This is a genomic window from Bacillus sp. MUM 116 (genome assembly GCF_001866655.1).
In the GTDB taxonomy this organism is placed as follows: Bacteria; Bacillota; Bacilli; order Bacillales; family Cytobacillaceae; genus Neobacillus.
Map to the genome: position 1 here is coordinate 53,370 of NZ_MLYR01000021.1, position 17,978 is coordinate 71,347.

Genomic DNA, 17,978 nt, shown 5'->3' on the forward strand with positions numbered 1-17,978 from the left:
GTCCCAAATTGATTTTGGGGCAATTTTTTATGAAAAGGGGCATAAGGGACAAAGTCGGTGGGAGAACCGGAGAAAGTGTCTCTCCAGCGGGTCTGGAAGGACAAAACGCGGAAGGAAATGGGAGAAAGTGTATTTCCAGAAGGTCTGGAAGTACAAATTCCTTGAAAAACCAATCAAAATGTCCCTCCATGGCTCTTGTAAAAGAAACACCACCCGAATTTTGTCGTTTTGAATTGCCGCCCATTATGGGTATAATAGAAAAAGTGAATTTGATTAGAGGGAGTGCGGTTGGTTTGTCGATCCCTGAGATACCAGTGAGAATAAATGTGAAAACGACGATTGATCAAGATGAAACGTATGAGCTGCAATTGTTTGGCCGATATTTTGTAAAAGAGAATGCCTCCTATCTGCAATATGAGGAAGCAATGGAGGAAGGCAGTGTCCGGACGATTGTAAAAATAGCTTCAAATGAAGCCCTTATTTTGCGTAGCGGCGCCATCAAAATGCGCCTGCCGTTTGAATTAAATCGAAAACTAAATGGCAGCTATGAAATGCCGTTTGGCCATTTTGCCATAACGACCAAAGCCAAAAGCATCGAGCATTCTTATGAAAAGGGTAGCGGCGTAATTAACATACTCTACGACTTTACGATGCAGGGTTCGCCTAAAAGTACATACCATTTACAGATTACCTTCCAGGAGGATCAAAAATGAATATAGTGGAACAAGTCCAAAGTAAAATTAAAGAGGAAATTAAAGCGGCGGTTCTAAAGGCAGGCCTTGCCACCGAAGAGCAGCTACCCGATGTGATTTTGGAGACACCAAAAGAAAAAGTACATGGTGATTATTCGACCAATATGGCGATGCAGCTTGCCCGTGTGGCAAAGAAGGCGCCACGGATGATTGCCGAAGCCTTGATTGAGAATTTCGACCGTTCAAAGGCATCCATTGAAAAAATTGAATTAGCAGGACCAGGCTTTATCAATTTTTATATGAATAACAGCTATTTAACGGATTTAATCCCAACTGTACTGAAAGCAGGGGAAAAGTACGGGGAAACAACGATTGGAAACAAGCAAAAAATCCAGGTTGAGTTTGTATCAGCAAACCCGACCGGTGACCTTCATCTTGGGCATGCCCGTGGTGCGGCTGTCGGCGACTCGCTTTGCAATATTTTAGCAATGGCTGGCTATGATGTTTCCCGGGAATATTATATCAACGACGCTGGAAACCAGATTAATAATCTTGCCAAATCGGTGGAAGCGCGTTATTTCCAAGCGTTAGGGTTAGAAAAAGAAATGCCGGAAGACGGTTATCACGGTGTGGACATTATTAATATTGGAAAAACCTTAGCGGAAGAGTATGGCAATAAGTATGTCGAAGCCGATGAAGTGGAGCGCTTTGAATTTTTCCGTGAATATGGCTTGAAATACGAAATGGAAAAATTAAAGCGTGACCTGGAGGATTTCCGCGTGCGTTTTGATGTTTGGTACTCTGAAACTTCCCTTTATAAAAATGGAAAAATTGACGAGGCACTTGCCGCATTGCGTAAAAGCAGCTATATCTACGAGGAGGACGGTGCAACCTGGCTCCGTTCCACAGATTTCGGCGATGACAAAGACCGCGTGCTGATTAAGCAGGACGGCTCATATACGTATTTAACGCCGGATATCGCTTACCATAAAGACAAGCTCGACCGCGGTTTTGAACAACTCATCAATATTTGGGGCGCTGACCATCACGGCTATATCCCAAGGATGAAGGCCGCGATTCAGGCCTTAGGGTATGACCGAGATGCCCTCGAGGTGGAAATCATCCAGCTTGTACACCTTTATAAAAACGGTGAAAAGATGAAGATGTCGAAACGGACTGGAAAAGCTGTAACGATGCGTGATTTGGTCGATGAGGTCGGCCTCGATGCCACCCGGTACTTCTTTGCGATGCGCTCATCGGACACCCATATGGATTTTGACCTGGATTTAGCCGTTTCCGAATCCAATGAAAACCCGGTGTATTATGCCCAATATGCTCACGCAAGGATTTCAAGTATTTTACGTCAGGGCGGAGAGGTAGACATAGACGCGAACTTTTCTTTAATTGACTCAGAAAAGGAAATTGATTTATTGAAAAAGCTTGGCGAGTTTCCACTGGCGGTAGGGGAGGCGGCCGTGAAACGTGTGCCACACCGCATTACAAACTATATTTTTGAACTGGCTTCGACCTTCCATAGTTTTTATAACGCGGAAAAAGTCCTTGATCCCGAGTATCCAGAACGTTCTGCAGCTCGTTTGGGGCTGGTTAAAGCGGTCCAGATTACTCTTCGCAATTCACTTGCATTGATTGGTGTATCGGCTCCAGAAAAAATGTAGTTAGTGTCGAATCCCCCTTTGGTTGAAAGGGGGATTTTTAGCTTGATCAGTAAAGATGGAAAAGTGGCCAGTAAATTTTCTAGATCGACCAGTAAACCCAGGAATTCAGCCAGAAAATCAAAGAACTGGCCAGTAAAATGCAACTCCTTCAAAAAAGCCACTCAAAACATGAATACCATCCAAAAAATAGCAAATATTAAAATAGACTTTTTCAGTTAGGAGTGAGCTGCATGAATGTAGGTAGAGCGAAGGAAATCGCTGAGTCGTCGGATATCATCCAGGTTTCCTATGAAGGGAACCCGGTGATCATTCAGCATGTCGATGAAGCAACGAAAATGGCGAGAATATATTCACGGAATAACCCGGACGAAGAAAGGGATGTTCCCGTTCTTAACTTAATCGAAGAACAATGAAAAAGCATCGGTGAATAAACCGATGCTTTTTACAAAAGTAAAGAAAGTATAAAATTTTCGTCTTTGATAATTGTCCAGCGCAAGCGTCCTGCCCCTCGATGGTCTACAGCCAATCCGTCAAGAAGGTTCAAGAGCAACCTTCTTGCCGGCTTGGCTTAGGCTATGCCTGAGGCAGAACAAGGCGCTTGCGCTTTTCTTTTGTTCATCTGGCCTTACTGTGCTTGTTATTCGGAAGCTTATCGTCCGGATTTCCATTGCCTTGGTGCGTTTTATTATATTCTTGTTTCTTTTTGTCCTCATTTAATTTTTGTACAAATTCACTTGTGTTCTCCATCTTAATCCCTCCTTGATATTTGTTACTTTAACCATTTGCGGCGTAAATCATGCCACGGAACATGTCTTATTTTTTCATGGATAAAATGAGGGATTCCACCATACATACATAATAGGATATTGGATTCTTTGGGGGCCTATATGTATAAGGAACGGATTAAATCGTACATAAATGAAAAAAGATCAGCCCATTTCTCGTTTTTTAAGCGGGGCACAGGGCTCTTAATTGGAGTTTCACTTGTTGCGGCTTCTTTGCAGCTTTTATTAGTGAAAAATTATATTATTGATGGCGGAATCGTGGGGATTAGCATCTTGCTTTCCCATATTAGCGACCATGAGATGGAGTATTATATTCTCCTGTTAAATGCGCCATTTTTATTGCTTGGCCTACTTTACCTTGGAAAAAGGTTTCTGATGATCAGCCTAGGTTCACTTCTTTTTTTGAGCCTGGAATTGTACATGCTTGAGCCTATCCCAGCCATTACCAATAACCCCATTCTCGTCATCCTCCTCGGCGGGATCTGCTTAGGAATGGGGGTTGGCATGATTATTCGCTTTGGGGGTTCTCTTGACGGCACAGAAATTTTAGCAATTATATTAAGCAAACGGACATCTTTTTCGATTGGGCAATACGTATTGTTTTTTAATTTCTTTATTTTTTTCAGTGCGATTTTTGTCTTTGGCCTGATCGAAGCGGCGTATTCCTTAGCGACCTTTTGCGTTGCCTGTAAAACCATTGATCTCGCCCTTAAAAATATCTACAAAAAGTAAGAAAAAATTCCCGCGATGCCTTCCTTTATGGACCGGAACAGATTTGGCTTGGTTAAATCGGCTAGCGTTAATGGACGGGAATCATCGATATCCTTTTGTAAAACCGATTTTAAACGCCTGATAAATTCAGGATTAAAAATATAGCAATTAATTTCTTTGTTTAAAAATAAACTTCTTTTATCAAAATTAGCTGTCCCAATATCGCAGAGCTTATCATCGATGACAATCGTTTTTGCATGATAGAATCCATTTTTAAATTGAAAAACCTTTGCACCTTCCCTGATCAGTACCTTTAAATAGTGATGGGATGCCTCTTGAACTAGAATATGGTCCGAGGTATAGGGGACGACAATCGTAAGCTGAACGCCCCTTCTGAGTGCGCCAATTAGTTCGTGAAAAAGCAGCTTGCTGGGAATAAAATAGGGAGTCCCGATAATCATGGATTCTGATGCCATTTGGATGAGACGGACATACTTCCCCTCAAGCGTCACAGCCTCCGTGGGCATGAATTGGTGGCGAATTAATCCTTTTGGAACGTCAGGGAAATAGTTAGAGCGGCCCAATAAATTCTCATCGGTATTTTCCCGCCAATCAATCAAAAACTCACTTTGTAAAAAGGTCGCACCCTCGCCGAGCAGTTTTAAATGGTAATCACGCCATGGGCTGAGTTTTGGATCCTCATTGATGTATTCCCTGCCAATGTTGTATCCGCCAAGATACCCGATTTTTCCATCAATAATCGTAATTTTTCGGTGATTTCGTACCTGAGCAGAGTAAAAAAGATAGGGAAGCTTCACCCGATTGGAATAGGAAAAGTGGATGCCCGCCTCACGGAGTTCATTGATCGAAGATTTTTTCAAATAGATGCCGCCGATGCGGTCAAGCAGAAGCCGAACCTCAACACCTTCACGCGCCTTTTCTTTTAATAATTGTAAAAATTCAAGACTAAAGGCATCATTTTTGACTATATAAAAAAGAATGTGAACATGCTGTTTGGCTGCTTTGATTTCTTTAAAATAATCGGCGAACAGTTCCGGTCCATGCGGGAAGATATCAAGCTGGCCATGAAGCATGGGAGATTCGAGATTTTTAACCTGCGAAAGATGTTTCTTTCTTCCTAGCCTAAAATCAAGGACTAGCCATATGATGATAAGAAGTAATACTCCGATTAAAACGAGTGCAAATTTCATCTGAATCTTCCCTCCTCATCATATTTCTATGGTTGCCAATTGAAAACGCTTCTATGAATTTGAGTATATGAAAAAAAGAAGTTAAAAATTCATTTGACTGAATGCTCATTCATTATATAATGGGAGTAACGATTCTGAAAATTTAATAGGTTTAAAATTTTCTTAAACAGGAAGTGAGAAAGGGGAGTTTCGTATGACAGGTCTTCTATGGGTCAACCTCATTGCATTTCTGGCTGTAACCGCTTACGCTCTCAGCTTGTTCGTGTATGTTGTAAAAACGCGGATTGAATTTATTAAGCTGGGCAAAAAAGTGGAATTTGACAACAACGTCAAGGCACGTCTGCAAAAAATCTGGGTGAATGTGTTTGGCCAGAAAAAATTATTAAAGGACAAAAAGAGCGGGGCCATCCACGTCATGTTCTTTTACGGATTTATTCTTGTCCAATTCGGTGCGATTGATTTTATTTGGAAAGGAATTAAACCGGGTTCGCATCTGCCGCTTGGGCCGCTTTATCCGGGGTTTACCTTTTTCCAGGAAATTGTCACACTGGTCATTTTAGTAGCGGTGTTCTGGGCATTTTACCGCCGTTATATTGAAAAATTGGTCCGCTTGAAGCGGAACTTTAAATCTGGACTTGTCTTATTGTTCATTGGCGGCTTGATGATTTTCGTTCTGCTTGGAAATGGAATGGACATCATCTGGCATGGGGAAGAAACATCATGGACCGAGCCTGTAGCCTCCTTACTAAGCATCATTTTTGCAGGAATTGGTAAAACAGCTTCTATTGTCATTTTTTACTTTTCCTGGTGGATGCACTTACTTTTCCTATTAGCTTTCCTAGTGTATGTACCGCAGTCGAAGCACGCGCACTTAATTGCCGGTCCGGCGAATGTTTATTTTAACCGCTTGGAAAAGCCGGGTAAGCTAAAGAAAATTGATTTTGAAGATGAATCCCAGGAATCATTTGGGGTTGGTAAAATTGAAGACTTTACGCAGCTGCAAATGATTGACTTCTATGCCTGCGTTGAATGCGGACGCTGCACGAATATGTGTCCGGCCACCGGAACAGGCAAAATGCTGTCACCGATGGATTTAATCGTAAAAATGCGCGATCATTTGACTTTTCACGGGGCGGCGGTAACGTCTAAGCAGCCGTGGGTGCCAACGTTCGCGTTTGCCAATACAAAAGGTAACCAAATCGCTCTTGCCGCAGCAGGTAAAGGTGTGGAAGAAGCAGCAGCAGCGGGCGTTTATAGCCCAAGCCTCATCGGCGATGTCATCACGGAAGAGGAAATCTGGGCATGTACAACCTGCCGTAACTGTGAAGATCAATGTCCGGTCATGAACGAGCACGTTGATAAAATTATCGACCTCCGCCGTTATCTAGTATTAACAGAAGGAAAAATGGATGCAGATGCACAGAGGGCAATGACCAATATCGAGCGCCAAGGAAATCCTTGGGGACTTAACCGGAAAGAACGTGAAAACTGGCGTGAAGTCCGTGATGATGTTCATGTTCCAACGGTGAAAGAAATGAATAAGGCAGGCGAAGAATTCGAATACCTCTTCTGGGTAGGATCTATGGGTTCTTACGATAACCGCAGTCAAAAGATTGCCCTCTCGTTCGCCAAATTATTGAACGAAGCAGGTGTGAAATTTGCGATCCTCGGCAACAAAGAGAAGAATTCCGGTGACACGGCACGTCGTCTTGGTAACGAATTCCTGTTCCAGGATCTTGCAACGAAAAATATCGAAGAATTTGAAAAGGCAGAGGTCAAGAAAATCGTAACGATTGACCCGCACGCCTATAATATTTTCAAAAACGAATACCCTGATTTCAGCTTAACTGCTGAAGTTTACCACCATACAGAAGTTCTATTTGAACTTGTCCGTGATGGAAGACTCGTTCCGAAACATGCAGTCAATGAGAAAATTACCTTCCATGATTCATGCTATCTCGGCCGTTACAATGAGGTGTATGATGCGCCGCGAGAAATCTTAAAAGCGATCCCGGGCGTTCAGCTTGTGGAAATGGAAAGAAACCGCGAAAAAGGAATGTGCTGCGGCGCTGGCGGCGGGTTAATGTGGATGGAGGAAGAAACCGGACACCGCATCAACGTCTCAAGAACCGAGCAGGCCCTTGCCGTGAATCCATCGGTGATCAGCTCCGGATGTCCATACTGCTTAACAATGCTTTCCGACGGAACAAAAGCAAAAGAAGTGGAAGAAACCGTTGCGACTTACGATGTGGCAGAGCTTCTTGAAAAAGCTGTATGTGGGGAGAGCAAGACACTAGCATCATAAGTCGTTTGAAAACTTAAAATTGATTGGAGCAAAAGGTGGGAGACTTCTGTGGATCTCCCAGTACCGCTTGCACCTGGGGCGCAAATCAAGACAGCTCCAAATTTAGAAAGCAGAGGTTGATTGTATTATTAGGAATTCATTAAATTTTAGGAATTTTGTGTAAAACAATTCAACTTTTGCTTATTTTTTTGTAAAATGGAAGCAGGGCAATAAAACGCTTTCATTGCCCGTACATGAATAAAAACTCCATCAAAATGGCCACAAATAAAAAACTCATCTTAGATCTTCATCAAGCTCAATTTTTATTTCATCAATCTGCAGATTTTGTTTGTCTGCGTTCTTTTTTCAGCATATTTCGAGCGAGCGTTCAGTCGTCTTTTTTGGAAATATGCTGAAGTTTCTGTCTGAATATTAGGAAATGGGAGAGTGTTTACAATGGGGAAAACAGTCATTTTAAGCGGAGTCCGCACACCTTTTGGAAAAATGGGCGGTGCCTTAAGCAGCTTTACCGCGTCAGAACTTGGCGGTATCGCCGTAAAGGAAGCTTTAAACCGTGCTGGTGTAAAGCCTGAAGAAGTTCAAGAAGTCATTCTCGGGACTGTTTTACAGGGAGGTCAAGGACAAATCCCATCACGTCAGGCAGCAAGATATGCAGGAATGCCGTGGGAAGTAAAAACGGAAACCATCAATAAAGTCTGTGCATCGGGTATGCGCAGTGTCACCTTAGCCGATCAAATCATTCGTGCCGGTGATGAAGACGTGATTGTGGCTGGCGGTATGGAATCGATGAGCAATGCACCATATCTCCTGCCAAAAGCAAGGTGGGGCTTTAAAATGGGTGACTCTTCTGTAAAGGATTTGATGATACACGACGGTTTGACCTGCAGCTTTACCGGCGTCCATATGGGTACGTACGGAAACGGAACAGCAAAGGAAATGGAAATCAGCCGTGAGGCGCAGGATGAGTGGGCTTACCGCAGTCACGAAAGGGCGATTGCCGCAATCGAAAGCGGAAAGTTTGCCGAGGAAATAGTGGCCGTAGAGGTGCCGCAGCGAAAAGTGGCGCCAATTGTTGTCGGGCAAGATGAAGCACCGCGAAAGGATACTTCATTAGAAAGATTGGCAAAGCTTGCCCCGGTATTTAACTTTGAAGGAACGATTACCGCAGGAAATGCACCGGGTGTAAATGACGGCGCGGCTGCCCTTGTGCTGATGAGTGAAGAGCGCGCCGAGCGTGAAGGACGTAAAGCAGAAGCGGTCATCATAGGGCAGGCAGCTATTGCAGTGGAAGCAAAGGATTTCCCGAAAACACCGGGACTTGTCATCAATGAAATTTTACGAAAAACCGGAAAAGGCCTGGAAGAGATTGATTTGTTTGAAATCAATGAAGCCTTTTCTGCTGTTGCTTTAGCGAGCAGCCAAATTGCAGGTTTGGATCCGGAAAAAGTAAACGTCAATGGCGGCGCGGTTGCCCTCGGACATCCAATCGGGGCAAGCGGGGCACGGATTATTCTTACATTAATGCATGAATTGAAGCGCCGAGGCGGCGGAATTGGTATCGCAGCGATTTGCAGCGGCGGCGGCCAGGGTGATGCCGTGATGATTGAGGTTCCGAAGGCTTAAGCCTTGTTTAGTTTCTGGTGCCGGGAATCCATCATCGCAGATAAAACTCATTTTTCAGCAGATAAAAAGATAGATTCAGAGACTTTTATATAAATAGGGGCTGGTTCGGAGATGGGTAGCCCCGTTTGGAGGGAATATCATGAAAGTAGAAAAGATAATGGTCATTGGTGCAGGGCAAATGGGCTCAGGAATTGCCCAAGTTTGTGCTCAAGCAGGATATCAGGTATTTTTAAATGATTTGAAACCGGATTTCGTTGAGCACGGCTTAGGGGTGATCAACAAAAACTTATCAAGGAACGTTGAAAAAGGTCGTTTAACCGAAGTGCAAAAACAGGAAGTGTTAGCACGGCTGACGCCTTCAACTGATCTCAATGATGCAAGCGGTGTCGAACTTGTCATCGAAGCGGCCGTTGAAAACATGGAAGTGAAGACGAAAATTTTTGCCCAGTTGGATGAAATCGCGCCGGAACATGTGATTTTGGCAAGCAACACCTCGTCGCTGCCAATTACGGAAATTGCGGCAGCTACGAAGCGTCCGGAAAAGGTCATCGGCATGCATTTTATGAATCCGGTGCCGGTAATGAAGCTCGTTGAAATCATCCGTGGACTGGCAACAGCGGACGAAGTCTATCAGGTGATTGAAGATATGACGAAGACCTTAAGCAAGGTACCTGTTGAAGTAAATGACTATCCGGGATTTGTTTCCAATCGAATCCTGATGCCGATGATCAATGAGGCGATTTACACATTGTATGAAGGTGTGGCAACGAAAGAAGCCATTGACGAAGTCATGAAGCTCGGGATGAACCATCCGATGGGCCCGTTAACATTGGCTGATTTTATCGGCTTGGATACATGTCTTTACATTATGGAAACTTTACATGAAGGCTTTGGCGATGACAAATACCGTCCATGCCCGCTGCTCCGTAAATATGTAAAAGCAGGCTGGCTTGGCAAGAAAACTGGACGCGGTTTTTACAGCTACGAATAACGAAGAGTGAGTTTAGGAGGCTCTATACGTAAATCACCATAGCAATGGTTCTAACATAGAAAGAAAAATACAACAAAATCCTCAAAAGGGGAAATAAACATGAACCTGACATTTACAGAAGAACAAGAAATGATGCGAAAAATGGTCAAGGATTTTGCGATCAATGAAATTGCTCCTTTTGTCGAGAGAATGGAACAGGGGGAGTTCCCGCGTGAAGTCCTTCGTAAAATGGGTGAGCTCGGCCTGATGGGTATCCCCGTTCCAGAAAAATACGGCGGTGCAGGCATGGACTTTACTTCTTATATCATCGCAATCCACGAAATTTCCAAGGTAAGTGCCACAGTCGGAGTGATTCTTTCCGTTCATACTTCAGTGGGCACGAATCCGATTTTATATTTTGGAACAGAAGAACAAAAACAGCGGTTTGTTCCAAAGCTGGCAAGCGGCGAGTACTTAGGGGCGTTTTGCTTAACGGAACCAAGCTCCGGGTCAGATGCCGCGAGTTTGAAATCGCGGGCGGTAAGGGATGGCGATTATTATAAAATAAACGGCACCAAGGCATTTATCACAAATGGCGGGGAAGCCGATGTCTATATCGTGTTTGCTTCCACCAATCCGGAAAAGGGTACTCGCGGCATTACCGCATTTATTGTGGAAAAAGACACACCTGGTCTAATCATCGGTAAGGACGAAAAGAAAATGGGACTGCACGGCTCGAGAACAGTTCAGTTGACGTTTGACGACATGCGGGTACCGGTTGCCAACCGTCTTGGTGAAGAAGGTGAAGGCTTTATCGTTGCTATGGCAAACTTGGAGGTTGGCCGCATCGGAATTGCCACCCAGGCACTCGGGATTGCTGAGGCAGCATTGGAGGCGGCAACCGACTACGCGAAGCAGCGCCAGCAGTTTGGGAAACCGATCGCGGCCCTGCAAGGGGTTGCTTTTAAGCTCGCCGATATGGCAACAAGTGTCGAGGCGGCAAAACTATTAATCTATCGGGCAGCTTACTTACGGCAACGCGGCGTGAAATGTGCCTTTGAATCGTCGGTTGCTAAATTATTTGCTTCTCGGACGGCGATGGAAGTGACAACAGAGGCGATCCAAGTGTTTGGCGGTTACGGCTATACCGAGGATTACCCGGTTGAACGGTATTTTCGCGATGCCAAAATTACTGAGATTTATGAAGGAACGAGCGAGATTCAAAGGATTGTTGTGAGTAAGAATCTTTAATCGTTTGTAGATTATCTGGTCGGAGATTGTTGATTTTTGATCCAAGTTTTTAGATAAAATTTGAAATTGTTGATATCTGTGGAAAATGTCAATATCCACCCAAAATTTGTTGGTATCGGTCCAAACTGTGTTGATATTTTGACCCGCCAGCCACACTCCAGTAAAAATCGCACGAAATTTTGCAGTTGAAAATCCAAGGAGGACTCAGGGAATGAACTTTCAATTATCCGAAGAACATGAAATGATTCGCAAAATGGTTAGGGACTTCGCCCGCAATGAGGTTGCACCGACTGCGGCCGAGCGTGACGAGAATGAAACCTTTGACCGTAAAATTTTTGACAAAATGGCGGAGCTTGGTCTGACAGGAATTCCATGGGCGGAAGAGTACGGCGGAATTGGAAGCGATTACTTTGCTTACTGCATCGCAGTCGAAGAACTTTCCCGCGTTGACGCTTCCATCGGGGTAACACTTTCTGCCCACACCTCGCTTGCCGGCTGGCCGATTTACAAGTTCGGATCAGAAGAGCAAAAGCAAAAATACTTGCGCCCAATGGCAGAAGGATCAAAAATTGGCGCCTATGGCCTAACTGAGCCTGGCAGCGGTTCCGATTCAGGCGGAATGAGAACAACAGCCCGTTTGGAAGGCGATCATTATGTCCTAAATGGCTCCAAAATTTTCATCACGAACGGCGGAATTGCTGATACCTATGTCGTATTTGCGTTAACGGACCCAGCGAGCAGACAAAAAGGAACCACAGCGTTTATTATCGAAAAAGAATTCCCAGGCTTTTCGGTTGGTAAAAAAGAAAAGAAACTCGGCATTCGTTCGTCACCAACAACAGAAATTATTTTTGAAGATTGTAAAGTACCGATCGAAAACAGACTTGGCCAAGAAGGTGAAGGCTTTAAAATAGCTATGATGACGCTTGACGGCGGCCGCAATGGCATCGCGGCTCAAGCGGTTGGAATTGCTCAAGGTGCACTCGATGCTGCGGTGGATTATGCAAAGGAACGTCATCAATTTGGCAAACCGATTGCGGCGAACCAAGGAATCAGCTTCAAGCTTGCCGATATGGCAACAGCAATTGAGGCTTCAAGACTATTAACCTATCAAGCAGCATGGCTTGAGTCAAACGGCTTACCGTATGGGAAAGAGTCGGCGATGTCTAAATTAATGGCTGGTGACACCGCCATGAAGGTAACAACGGAAGCGGTTCAAGTGTTTGGCGGATATGGTTATACAAAGGATTATCCCGTTGAACGGTTTATGCGCGATGCAAAAATCACGCAAATCTATGAAGGAACACAAGAAATTCAGCGCCTTGTAATCTCAAGGATGTTGACGAAATAGAAAAGCGGAAGCGCCTTGCTTAGGCGCTGGAGCTAGACAAATAAAAAGGAATTTGACGTAGCCCTAAGGAAAAGCAGTCCAAAAACAGGCCTTTCCTAAGGGAGCTGTGAACAAAAGGCGGTTTTTAACGTGACGAAAAAGAGAGAAGTACAGGCTTCGGTCAAGGATGAGCGGCTGGTTGAAAAAAGACGTGATCAAATGATTAAAGGGGCAGTTACCCTTTTTATAGAAAAGGGGTTTCACCGGACAACTACAAGGGAAATTGCCAAGGCGGCAGGGTTTAGCATTGGAACACTTTATGAATATATCCGCTCGAAGGAGGATGTCCTTTACCTTGTATGTGATAGCATTTACGAGCATGTTAGTGAGCGTCTGCAGAAGGACCTTGATAATAAGCAGGGAACATTAGCGAATTTAAAACAGGGGATTGCCAATTACTTTCGGGTGGTAGACGAGATGCAAGATGAATTTCTCGTCATGTATCAGGAGGTAAAATCGTTAACAAAGGATGCCCTGCCATATGTTCTGAATAAAGAAAAGGAAATGGCAGGGATGTTTGAAAAGCTGTTAACCCTTTGTGTCGAAAATGGTGAACTGGAATTATCGGAAAAACAATTAAAGCTAATTTCCCATAACATTATTGTTGACGGGCATATGTGGAGCTTCCGCCGTTGGAGTGTACAGAAATTATATACCATTGATGAATATATTGAATTGCAAACAGAGTTGATTTTATCAGGAATCAAGTAAAAAGGGGGAGCATGATGGAGATTTATAAGCCAAAACATCATATCCGGTTTGTCACAGCATCCAGTCTTTTCGATGGACACGATGCTTCAATCAATATTATGAGAAGAATCCTTCAGTCGAGCGGGGCCGAGGTCATCCATCTTGGGCACAATCGTTCAGTGGAAGAGGTCGTCAACGCTGCGATCCAAGAGGACGTTCAGGGTATTGCGATTTCGTCTTATCAAGGCGGCCATGTGGAATATTTTAAATACATGTACGATTTACTGAAGGAAAAAGGTGCCCCGAACATTCGCATTTACGGCGGCGGTGGCGGCGTCATCATTCCAAAAGAAATTAAAGAGCTTCATGAGTATGGGATTGCCTGGATTTTTTCTCCGGAAGACGGCCGGAAGATGGGACTTCAAGGGATGATCAACCGCATGCTTGAAGAGTGCGATTTTCCAACCGTGACGACCAATGCGGCAGAGCAGATTGAAAAGTTACAAACTGGAGAGGATAACGCAATTGCCAAGCTAATTACACTTGCAGAGCTTCACGTCGATGATAATAAAGAAGTCGCAGCAGCGGCAGAACTGGTGCTCGATCAAGTGAAATCATTAACGAAGTCCATTCCGGTAGTCGGGATTACCGGTACAGGCGGCGCCGGAAAAAGCTCGCTGACAGATGAATTGATTCGCCGTTTTATTAATGAACTTCCGGATAAACGGGTAGCGGTTTTATCTGTTGACCCTACCAAACAAAAGACAGGCGGGGCGTTGTTAGGTGATAGGATTCGGATGAATGCTATTTTTTCACCGAATATCTATATGCGCAGCCTTGCAACCAGGTCATCGAAAACGGAATTGTCATTGGCGATTAAGGATGCTGTGTCGGTCGTAAAAGCGGCCGGATTTGATCTTGTAATTGTCGAAACAAGCGGCATCGGCCAAGGTGACGCGGAGATTACCGATGTTTGTGATCTTTCCATGTACGTCATGACAAGCGAGTTCGGAGCTCCATCCCAGCTTGAAAAAATTGATATGATTGATTTTGCCGACCTTATTGTTATCAATAAATTTGAACGAAAAGGCTCAGAGGATGCAAAGCGCCATGTGCAAAAGCAATACCAGCGCAGCCATATGTTGTTTGAAAAAGATCCATCCGAAATGCCAGTGTATGGAACGATTGCCAGTCAGTTTAATGACCCAGGTACAAACGCTCTTTTTTCTGCATTAATTGAAAAAATAAATGAGAAAATGGCTGCTGATTGGGTGACTTCTTTTAGCAAAGAGGCAAAGGTGGAAAAACAAAGTGTGATCATCCCAACCGACCGCCGCTATTATTTACGGGAAATTTCCGATACGGTACGCCGTTACCATAAAAAAGCGGAAGAACAGGCTGATATGGCACGGAAGCTGTTCCAGCTTGAAGGGGCGATTGCAGCTGTTAAGGAACGGGAGGACAGCAGTGAAATCGTTGCTTCCTTAGAAGCGATTAAGAATGAAACGGAAGGAAAGCTAACGGTCGAATCGAAAAAAATCTTGACGGGCTGGGCCGGGACGAAGGAAGCCTATTCAAAGGATCAATTTGTGATGAGAATCCGCGATAAGGAAATCATCACGGTTTTAAAAACAAAAAGCCTTTCCGGACTCGATATTCCCAAGGTGGCATTGCCAAAATATAAAGATTACGGGGAAATCCTCCGCTGGGTGTACCGAGAAAATGTACCGGGCTCATTCCCATATACGGCAGGGGTATTCCCGTTCAAGCGGGAAGGCGAGGATCCAAAGCGGCAATTCGCCGGGGAAGGAACGCCGGAGAGGACGAACCGCCGTTTTCACTACCTATCAAAGGATGACACGGCAAAACGCTTAAGTACAGCGTTTGATTCGGTAACCCTTTATGGGGAGGATCCGGATTACCGCCCTGACATTTATGGGAAGATTGGCACAAGCGGTGTCAGTGTTTGTACGTTGGATGATATGAAAAAACTGTACGCAGGCTTTGACCTCTGTCATCCATCAACATCGGTATCGATGACCATCAATGGTCCAGCACCGATTATTTTGGCGATGTATATGAATACGGCCATTGACCAGCAGGTTCAGAAAAAAGAGGCAGAGCTTGGTCAGGTACTCACACCAGAGGAATTTGCCGAGGTGAGAGCGTATACGTTAAAAACCGTCCGTGGTACCGTTCAGGCCGATATTTTAAAAGAAGATCAGGGGCAAAACACCTGTATTTTCTCAACAGAATTTGCCTTAAGGATGATGGGCGATATCCAGCAGTATTTCATCGATAATCAGGTACGCAACTATTATTCTGTATCGATTTCCGGCTATCATATTGCTGAAGCCGGTGCAAACCCAATTTCGCAATTGGCTTTCACACTCTCAAATGGTTTCACCTATGTGGAATATTATTTAAGTCGGGGGATGAAGATTGATGATTTCGCGCCAAATCTTTCGTTCTTCTTTTCGAATGGCCTGGATCTGGAGTATACCGTGCTTGGCCGTGTGGCCCGCCGCATTTGGGCAACCGTTATGCACGATAAATACGGTGCAAATGAGCGTAGTCAAAAGCTGAAGTATCATGTTCAAACATCAGGGCGTTCGCTGCACGCACAGGAAATTGATTTCAATGATATCCGGACAACACTTCAAGCATTAATGGCCCTTCAAGATAACTGTAATTCACTGCATACAAATGCCTATGATGAAGCGATTACTACACCAACTGAGGAATCAGTAAGAAGAGCGATGGCGATTCAAATGATCATTACAAAGGAGCATGGTTTAACAAAGAATGAGAATCCGCTTCAAGGTTCGTTTATCGTCGAAGAGCTGACAGATCTTGTAGAAGAAGCTGTTTTACAGGAATTTGAGCGGATTAATGACCGCGGCGGGGTACTTGGCGCGATGGAAACGCAGTATCAGCGCGGAAAAATTCAGGATGAGTCGATGTATTACGAAATGAAAAAGCATACAGGTGAATTGCCAATCATCGGCGTCAATACCTATTTGAACCCCAACCCGCCATCCGAAGAAGATGTAGATAATATGGAGCTGGCCCGGGCAACGGAGGAAGAAAAAGAGCTGCAGATTCACAATTTGCGCGCGTTCCAGGCGGCCCATTCGGATCAGGCAGAACAGGCTTTAAAGGCCTTAAAAGCAGCAGCAGTCAACAATGGCAACATTTTTGCAGAATTAATGGAGACGGTAAAAGCCGCAAGCCTCGGACAGATTACAAAAGCGCTATATGAAGTTGGCGGGCAGTATAGAAGAAATATGTAAAACAGAAAAGCAGAAGCGCCATGACCAGCCCCGACAAGCGCTGGACAGTAATCGACGTTCGATACAATATATAGGTTTTTTGGTAGACAATGGTTTCTTTGGGGGCCGTTGTCTATTTATGTAAAAAAGTTTTTTTCAAAATAGAGGATTTTCTTATATAATCATAGTAGTGTTTAAATTAAGACTCCTTGGATGGTGATACAAATGAAGATTACTTTTATAATTGGAGTTTTAATTGTTTTTGCCTGGCCGTTATATTATCTCTACCAGCTCCAGTTGGGGGTGGTTTCCTTTTTGCTGCTGGCGATTTTCTTTATGGTTGTGTCAATCAAAGAAACAAAAAAGCTCCGCATCAATAAAGAAGGGAACCAAGAGCACCACAAAAGGCAAAAAATCAAGCAAAACAGTAGATAGAACTAGCATAAACCCCAATAATTTGTTTATAATGAAGAATATGTTATTTTGTAGAAATCGGAAGCGCCTTGTCCAGGGGCGATAAGCACAAGACAAGCCGAGCGTGAGGGTTGTTCTTTAACCTTCTCAGGCGGACCCACTTGTGACCTCGAGTCCTAGGCGCTGGAGCTAGACAATACAAATGCCCGTTAATCACTCTATTAGAGTGTTAAATAGAGAAAGGAAGTGCCAATATTGAGTTTAGCACAATACTCAAAAGAGGAATTAAAAGAGCTTTCCCTCATTGAAATGGCTTATGAATTTTTGAACAACAGCAAACAACCAATTTCATTTCATGAATTGGTAAAAGAAATTTCTGCTGCTGCTGGGGTTTCGGAAGAGGAAATGCGGTCCAAGCTTGCGCAATTTTATACGGATATTAATATTGATGGCCGTTTTCTATCACTAGGGGAAAACCGCTGGGGACTTCGCGTTTGGTATCCAGTTGATACGCAGGAAGAAGAAGTCGTTACGGCTGTTAAACCGAAGAAGAAAAAGGCGAAGAAAGTGGTCGACGAGGAAGAACTTGACGATTACGATGAGGTCGATGAAGAGGATTTCGATGATCTCGACGATTATGCCGATGATGAAGAGGACGTTCTTGACGATGAAGAGGATGTCTTTGATGACGTCGATGAAATCGATGAAGATGACGATGTCATTGAGGATGATGAAGAATTTGCCCTTGATGAAGAAGAGTTGGACGAGGAACTCGACGATGAGTTAGAGGAAGAAGAAGAAGAAGAAGTGTAATAGTCTTGACTTTTTATCTCCACCCTTGTATTATCTTTTTTGGGCTCCTTAAAAAAGGAACGAATCAATTTTTTGATGATATGCGCTCCCTTACATTGCGTAAGTGGAGCGCTTTTTTGTTGTTTTTAGGGGTAAAATCGTTTCACTTCCCCGTCAACCTATCATCTTAGGGTGA

15 protein-coding genes are annotated in these 17,978 nt (G+C 44.1%); 13 read left to right on the plus strand and 2 right to left on the minus strand.

All coding sequences use genetic code 11. The annotated features are described in order from the left end of the window. Positions 1-29: 29 nt before the first annotated feature. From BIV60_RS06280 to BIV60_RS06290, 3 genes are all read left to right on the plus strand, one after another. Positions 30-713, plus strand: coding sequence for a YwiB family protein (locus tag BIV60_RS06280; RefSeq protein WP_256218309.1), 684 nt, complete (start codon positions 30-32; stop codon positions 711-713). Then, positions 710-2,368: an arginine--tRNA ligase gene (gene argS / locus BIV60_RS06285; protein ID WP_071354875.1), complete on the plus strand. Its 1,659-nt coding sequence runs from the start codon at positions 710-712 to the stop codon at positions 2,366-2,368. Before BIV60_RS06280 ends, argS begins: the two co-directional genes overlap by 4 nt. A gap of 230 nt (positions 2,369-2,598) precedes the next feature. After that, on the plus strand, positions 2,599-2,781 hold the full coding sequence (locus tag BIV60_RS06290) for an H-type small acid-soluble spore protein (RefSeq protein ID WP_071354876.1): 183 nt from the start codon (positions 2,599-2,601) through the stop codon (positions 2,779-2,781). A gap of 202 nt (positions 2,782-2,983) precedes the next feature. On the opposite strand, the gene BIV60_RS06295 is transcribed toward BIV60_RS06290, so the two are convergent. Continuing rightward, the gene (locus BIV60_RS06295; protein WP_071354877.1) at positions 2,984-3,115 is read right to left on the minus strand and encodes a DUF4023 domain-containing protein; all 132 of its coding nucleotides are present in this window, start codon (positions 3,113-3,115) and stop codon (positions 2,984-2,986) included. Positions 3,116-3,255: 140 nt separating this feature from the next. Here BIV60_RS06295 and BIV60_RS06300 point away from each other — a divergent pair, with 140 nt between their 5' ends. After that, positions 3,256-3,885, plus strand: a complete 630-nt coding sequence (locus BIV60_RS06300; RefSeq protein WP_071354878.1) for a YitT family protein — start codon at positions 3,256-3,258, stop codon at positions 3,883-3,885. On the opposite strand, the gene cls is transcribed toward BIV60_RS06300, so the two are convergent. Continuing rightward, complete coding sequence (gene cls, locus BIV60_RS06305; RefSeq protein WP_071354879.1) at positions 3,873-5,075, minus strand: cardiolipin synthase; 1,203 nt, start codon at positions 5,073-5,075, stop codon at positions 3,873-3,875. The two genes, BIV60_RS06300 and cls, sit on opposite strands and share 13 nt — an antisense overlap. A gap of 193 nt (positions 5,076-5,268) precedes the next feature. Here cls and BIV60_RS06310 point away from each other — a divergent pair, with 193 nt between their 5' ends. The 9 genes from BIV60_RS06310 to rpoE all read left to right on the plus strand — a co-directional run bounded on the left by BIV60_RS06310 (position 5,269) and on the right by rpoE (position 17,803). Next, positions 5,269-7,380 (plus strand): (Fe-S)-binding protein, encoded by a 2,112-nt coding sequence (locus BIV60_RS06310; RefSeq protein WP_071354880.1) that lies wholly within the window; start codon positions 5,269-5,271, stop codon positions 7,378-7,380. A 435-nt stretch (positions 7,381-7,815) separates the two neighbouring features. Further along, positions 7,816-9,003: an acetyl-CoA C-acetyltransferase gene (locus tag BIV60_RS06315; protein WP_071354881.1), complete on the plus strand. Its 1,188-nt coding sequence runs from the start codon at positions 7,816-7,818 to the stop codon at positions 9,001-9,003. A 139-nt stretch (positions 9,004-9,142) separates the two neighbouring features. Then, positions 9,143-9,994, plus strand: coding sequence for a 3-hydroxybutyryl-CoA dehydrogenase (locus BIV60_RS06320; protein ID WP_071354882.1), 852 nt, complete (start codon positions 9,143-9,145; stop codon positions 9,992-9,994). Between the two features lie 99 nt (positions 9,995-10,093). Beyond that, complete coding sequence (locus BIV60_RS06325; RefSeq protein ID WP_071354883.1) at positions 10,094-11,224, plus strand: acyl-CoA dehydrogenase; 1,131 nt, start codon at positions 10,094-10,096, stop codon at positions 11,222-11,224. Positions 11,225-11,435: 211 nt separating this feature from the next. Then, positions 11,436-12,575, plus strand: coding sequence for an acyl-CoA dehydrogenase (locus BIV60_RS06330; RefSeq protein ID WP_071354884.1), 1,140 nt, complete (start codon positions 11,436-11,438; stop codon positions 12,573-12,575). Between the two features lie 129 nt (positions 12,576-12,704). Continuing rightward, positions 12,705-13,325 (plus strand): TetR/AcrR family transcriptional regulator, encoded by a 621-nt coding sequence (locus BIV60_RS06335; protein WP_071354885.1) that lies wholly within the window; start codon positions 12,705-12,707, stop codon positions 13,323-13,325. 11 nt (positions 13,326-13,336) lie between these two features. Next, positions 13,337-16,597 (plus strand): fused isobutyryl-CoA mutase/GTPase IcmF, encoded by a 3,261-nt coding sequence (gene icmF / locus BIV60_RS06340; protein ID WP_071354886.1) that lies wholly within the window; start codon positions 13,337-13,339, stop codon positions 16,595-16,597. Between the two features lie 204 nt (positions 16,598-16,801). Next, positions 16,802-17,011, plus strand: coding sequence for a hypothetical protein (locus BIV60_RS06345; RefSeq protein WP_071354887.1), 210 nt, complete (start codon positions 16,802-16,804; stop codon positions 17,009-17,011). A 234-nt stretch (positions 17,012-17,245) separates the two neighbouring features. Next, positions 17,246-17,803 (plus strand): DNA-directed RNA polymerase subunit delta, encoded by a 558-nt coding sequence (rpoE, locus tag BIV60_RS06350; RefSeq protein ID WP_071354888.1) that lies wholly within the window; start codon positions 17,246-17,248, stop codon positions 17,801-17,803. The last annotated feature ends 175 nt before the right edge of the window (positions 17,804-17,978 follow it).

Bases quoted from the DNA above. Each gene is read 5' to 3' on its own strand.
- BIV60_RS06280 (WP_256218309.1), top strand. From the start codon at position 30: ATGAAAAGGGGCATAAGGGACAAAGTCGGTGGGAGAACCGGAGAAAGT.
- argS (WP_071354875.1), top strand. From the start codon at position 710: ATGAATATAGTGGAACAAGTCCAAAGTAAAATTAAAGAGGAAATTAAA.
- BIV60_RS06290 (WP_071354876.1), top strand. From the start codon at position 2,599: ATGAATGTAGGTAGAGCGAAGGAAATCGCTGAGTCGTCGGATATCATC.
- BIV60_RS06295 (WP_071354877.1), bottom strand. From the start codon at position 3,115: ATGGAGAACACAAGTGAATTTGTACAAAAATTAAATGAGGACAAAAAG.
- BIV60_RS06300 (WP_071354878.1), top strand. From the start codon at position 3,256: ATGTATAAGGAACGGATTAAATCGTACATAAATGAAAAAAGATCAGCC.
- cls (WP_071354879.1), bottom strand. From the start codon at position 5,075: ATGAAATTTGCACTCGTTTTAATCGGAGTATTACTTCTTATCATCATA.
- BIV60_RS06310 (WP_071354880.1), top strand. From the start codon at position 5,269: ATGACAGGTCTTCTATGGGTCAACCTCATTGCATTTCTGGCTGTAACC.
- BIV60_RS06315 (WP_071354881.1), top strand. From the start codon at position 7,816: ATGGGGAAAACAGTCATTTTAAGCGGAGTCCGCACACCTTTTGGAAAA.
- BIV60_RS06320 (WP_071354882.1), top strand. From the start codon at position 9,143: ATGAAAGTAGAAAAGATAATGGTCATTGGTGCAGGGCAAATGGGCTCA.
- BIV60_RS06325 (WP_071354883.1), top strand. From the start codon at position 10,094: ATGAACCTGACATTTACAGAAGAACAAGAAATGATGCGAAAAATGGTC.
- BIV60_RS06330 (WP_071354884.1), top strand. From the start codon at position 11,436: ATGAACTTTCAATTATCCGAAGAACATGAAATGATTCGCAAAATGGTT.
- icmF (WP_071354886.1), top strand. From the start codon at position 13,337: ATGATGGAGATTTATAAGCCAAAACATCATATCCGGTTTGTCACAGCA.
- BIV60_RS06345 (WP_071354887.1), top strand. From the start codon at position 16,802: ATGAAGATTACTTTTATAATTGGAGTTTTAATTGTTTTTGCCTGGCCG.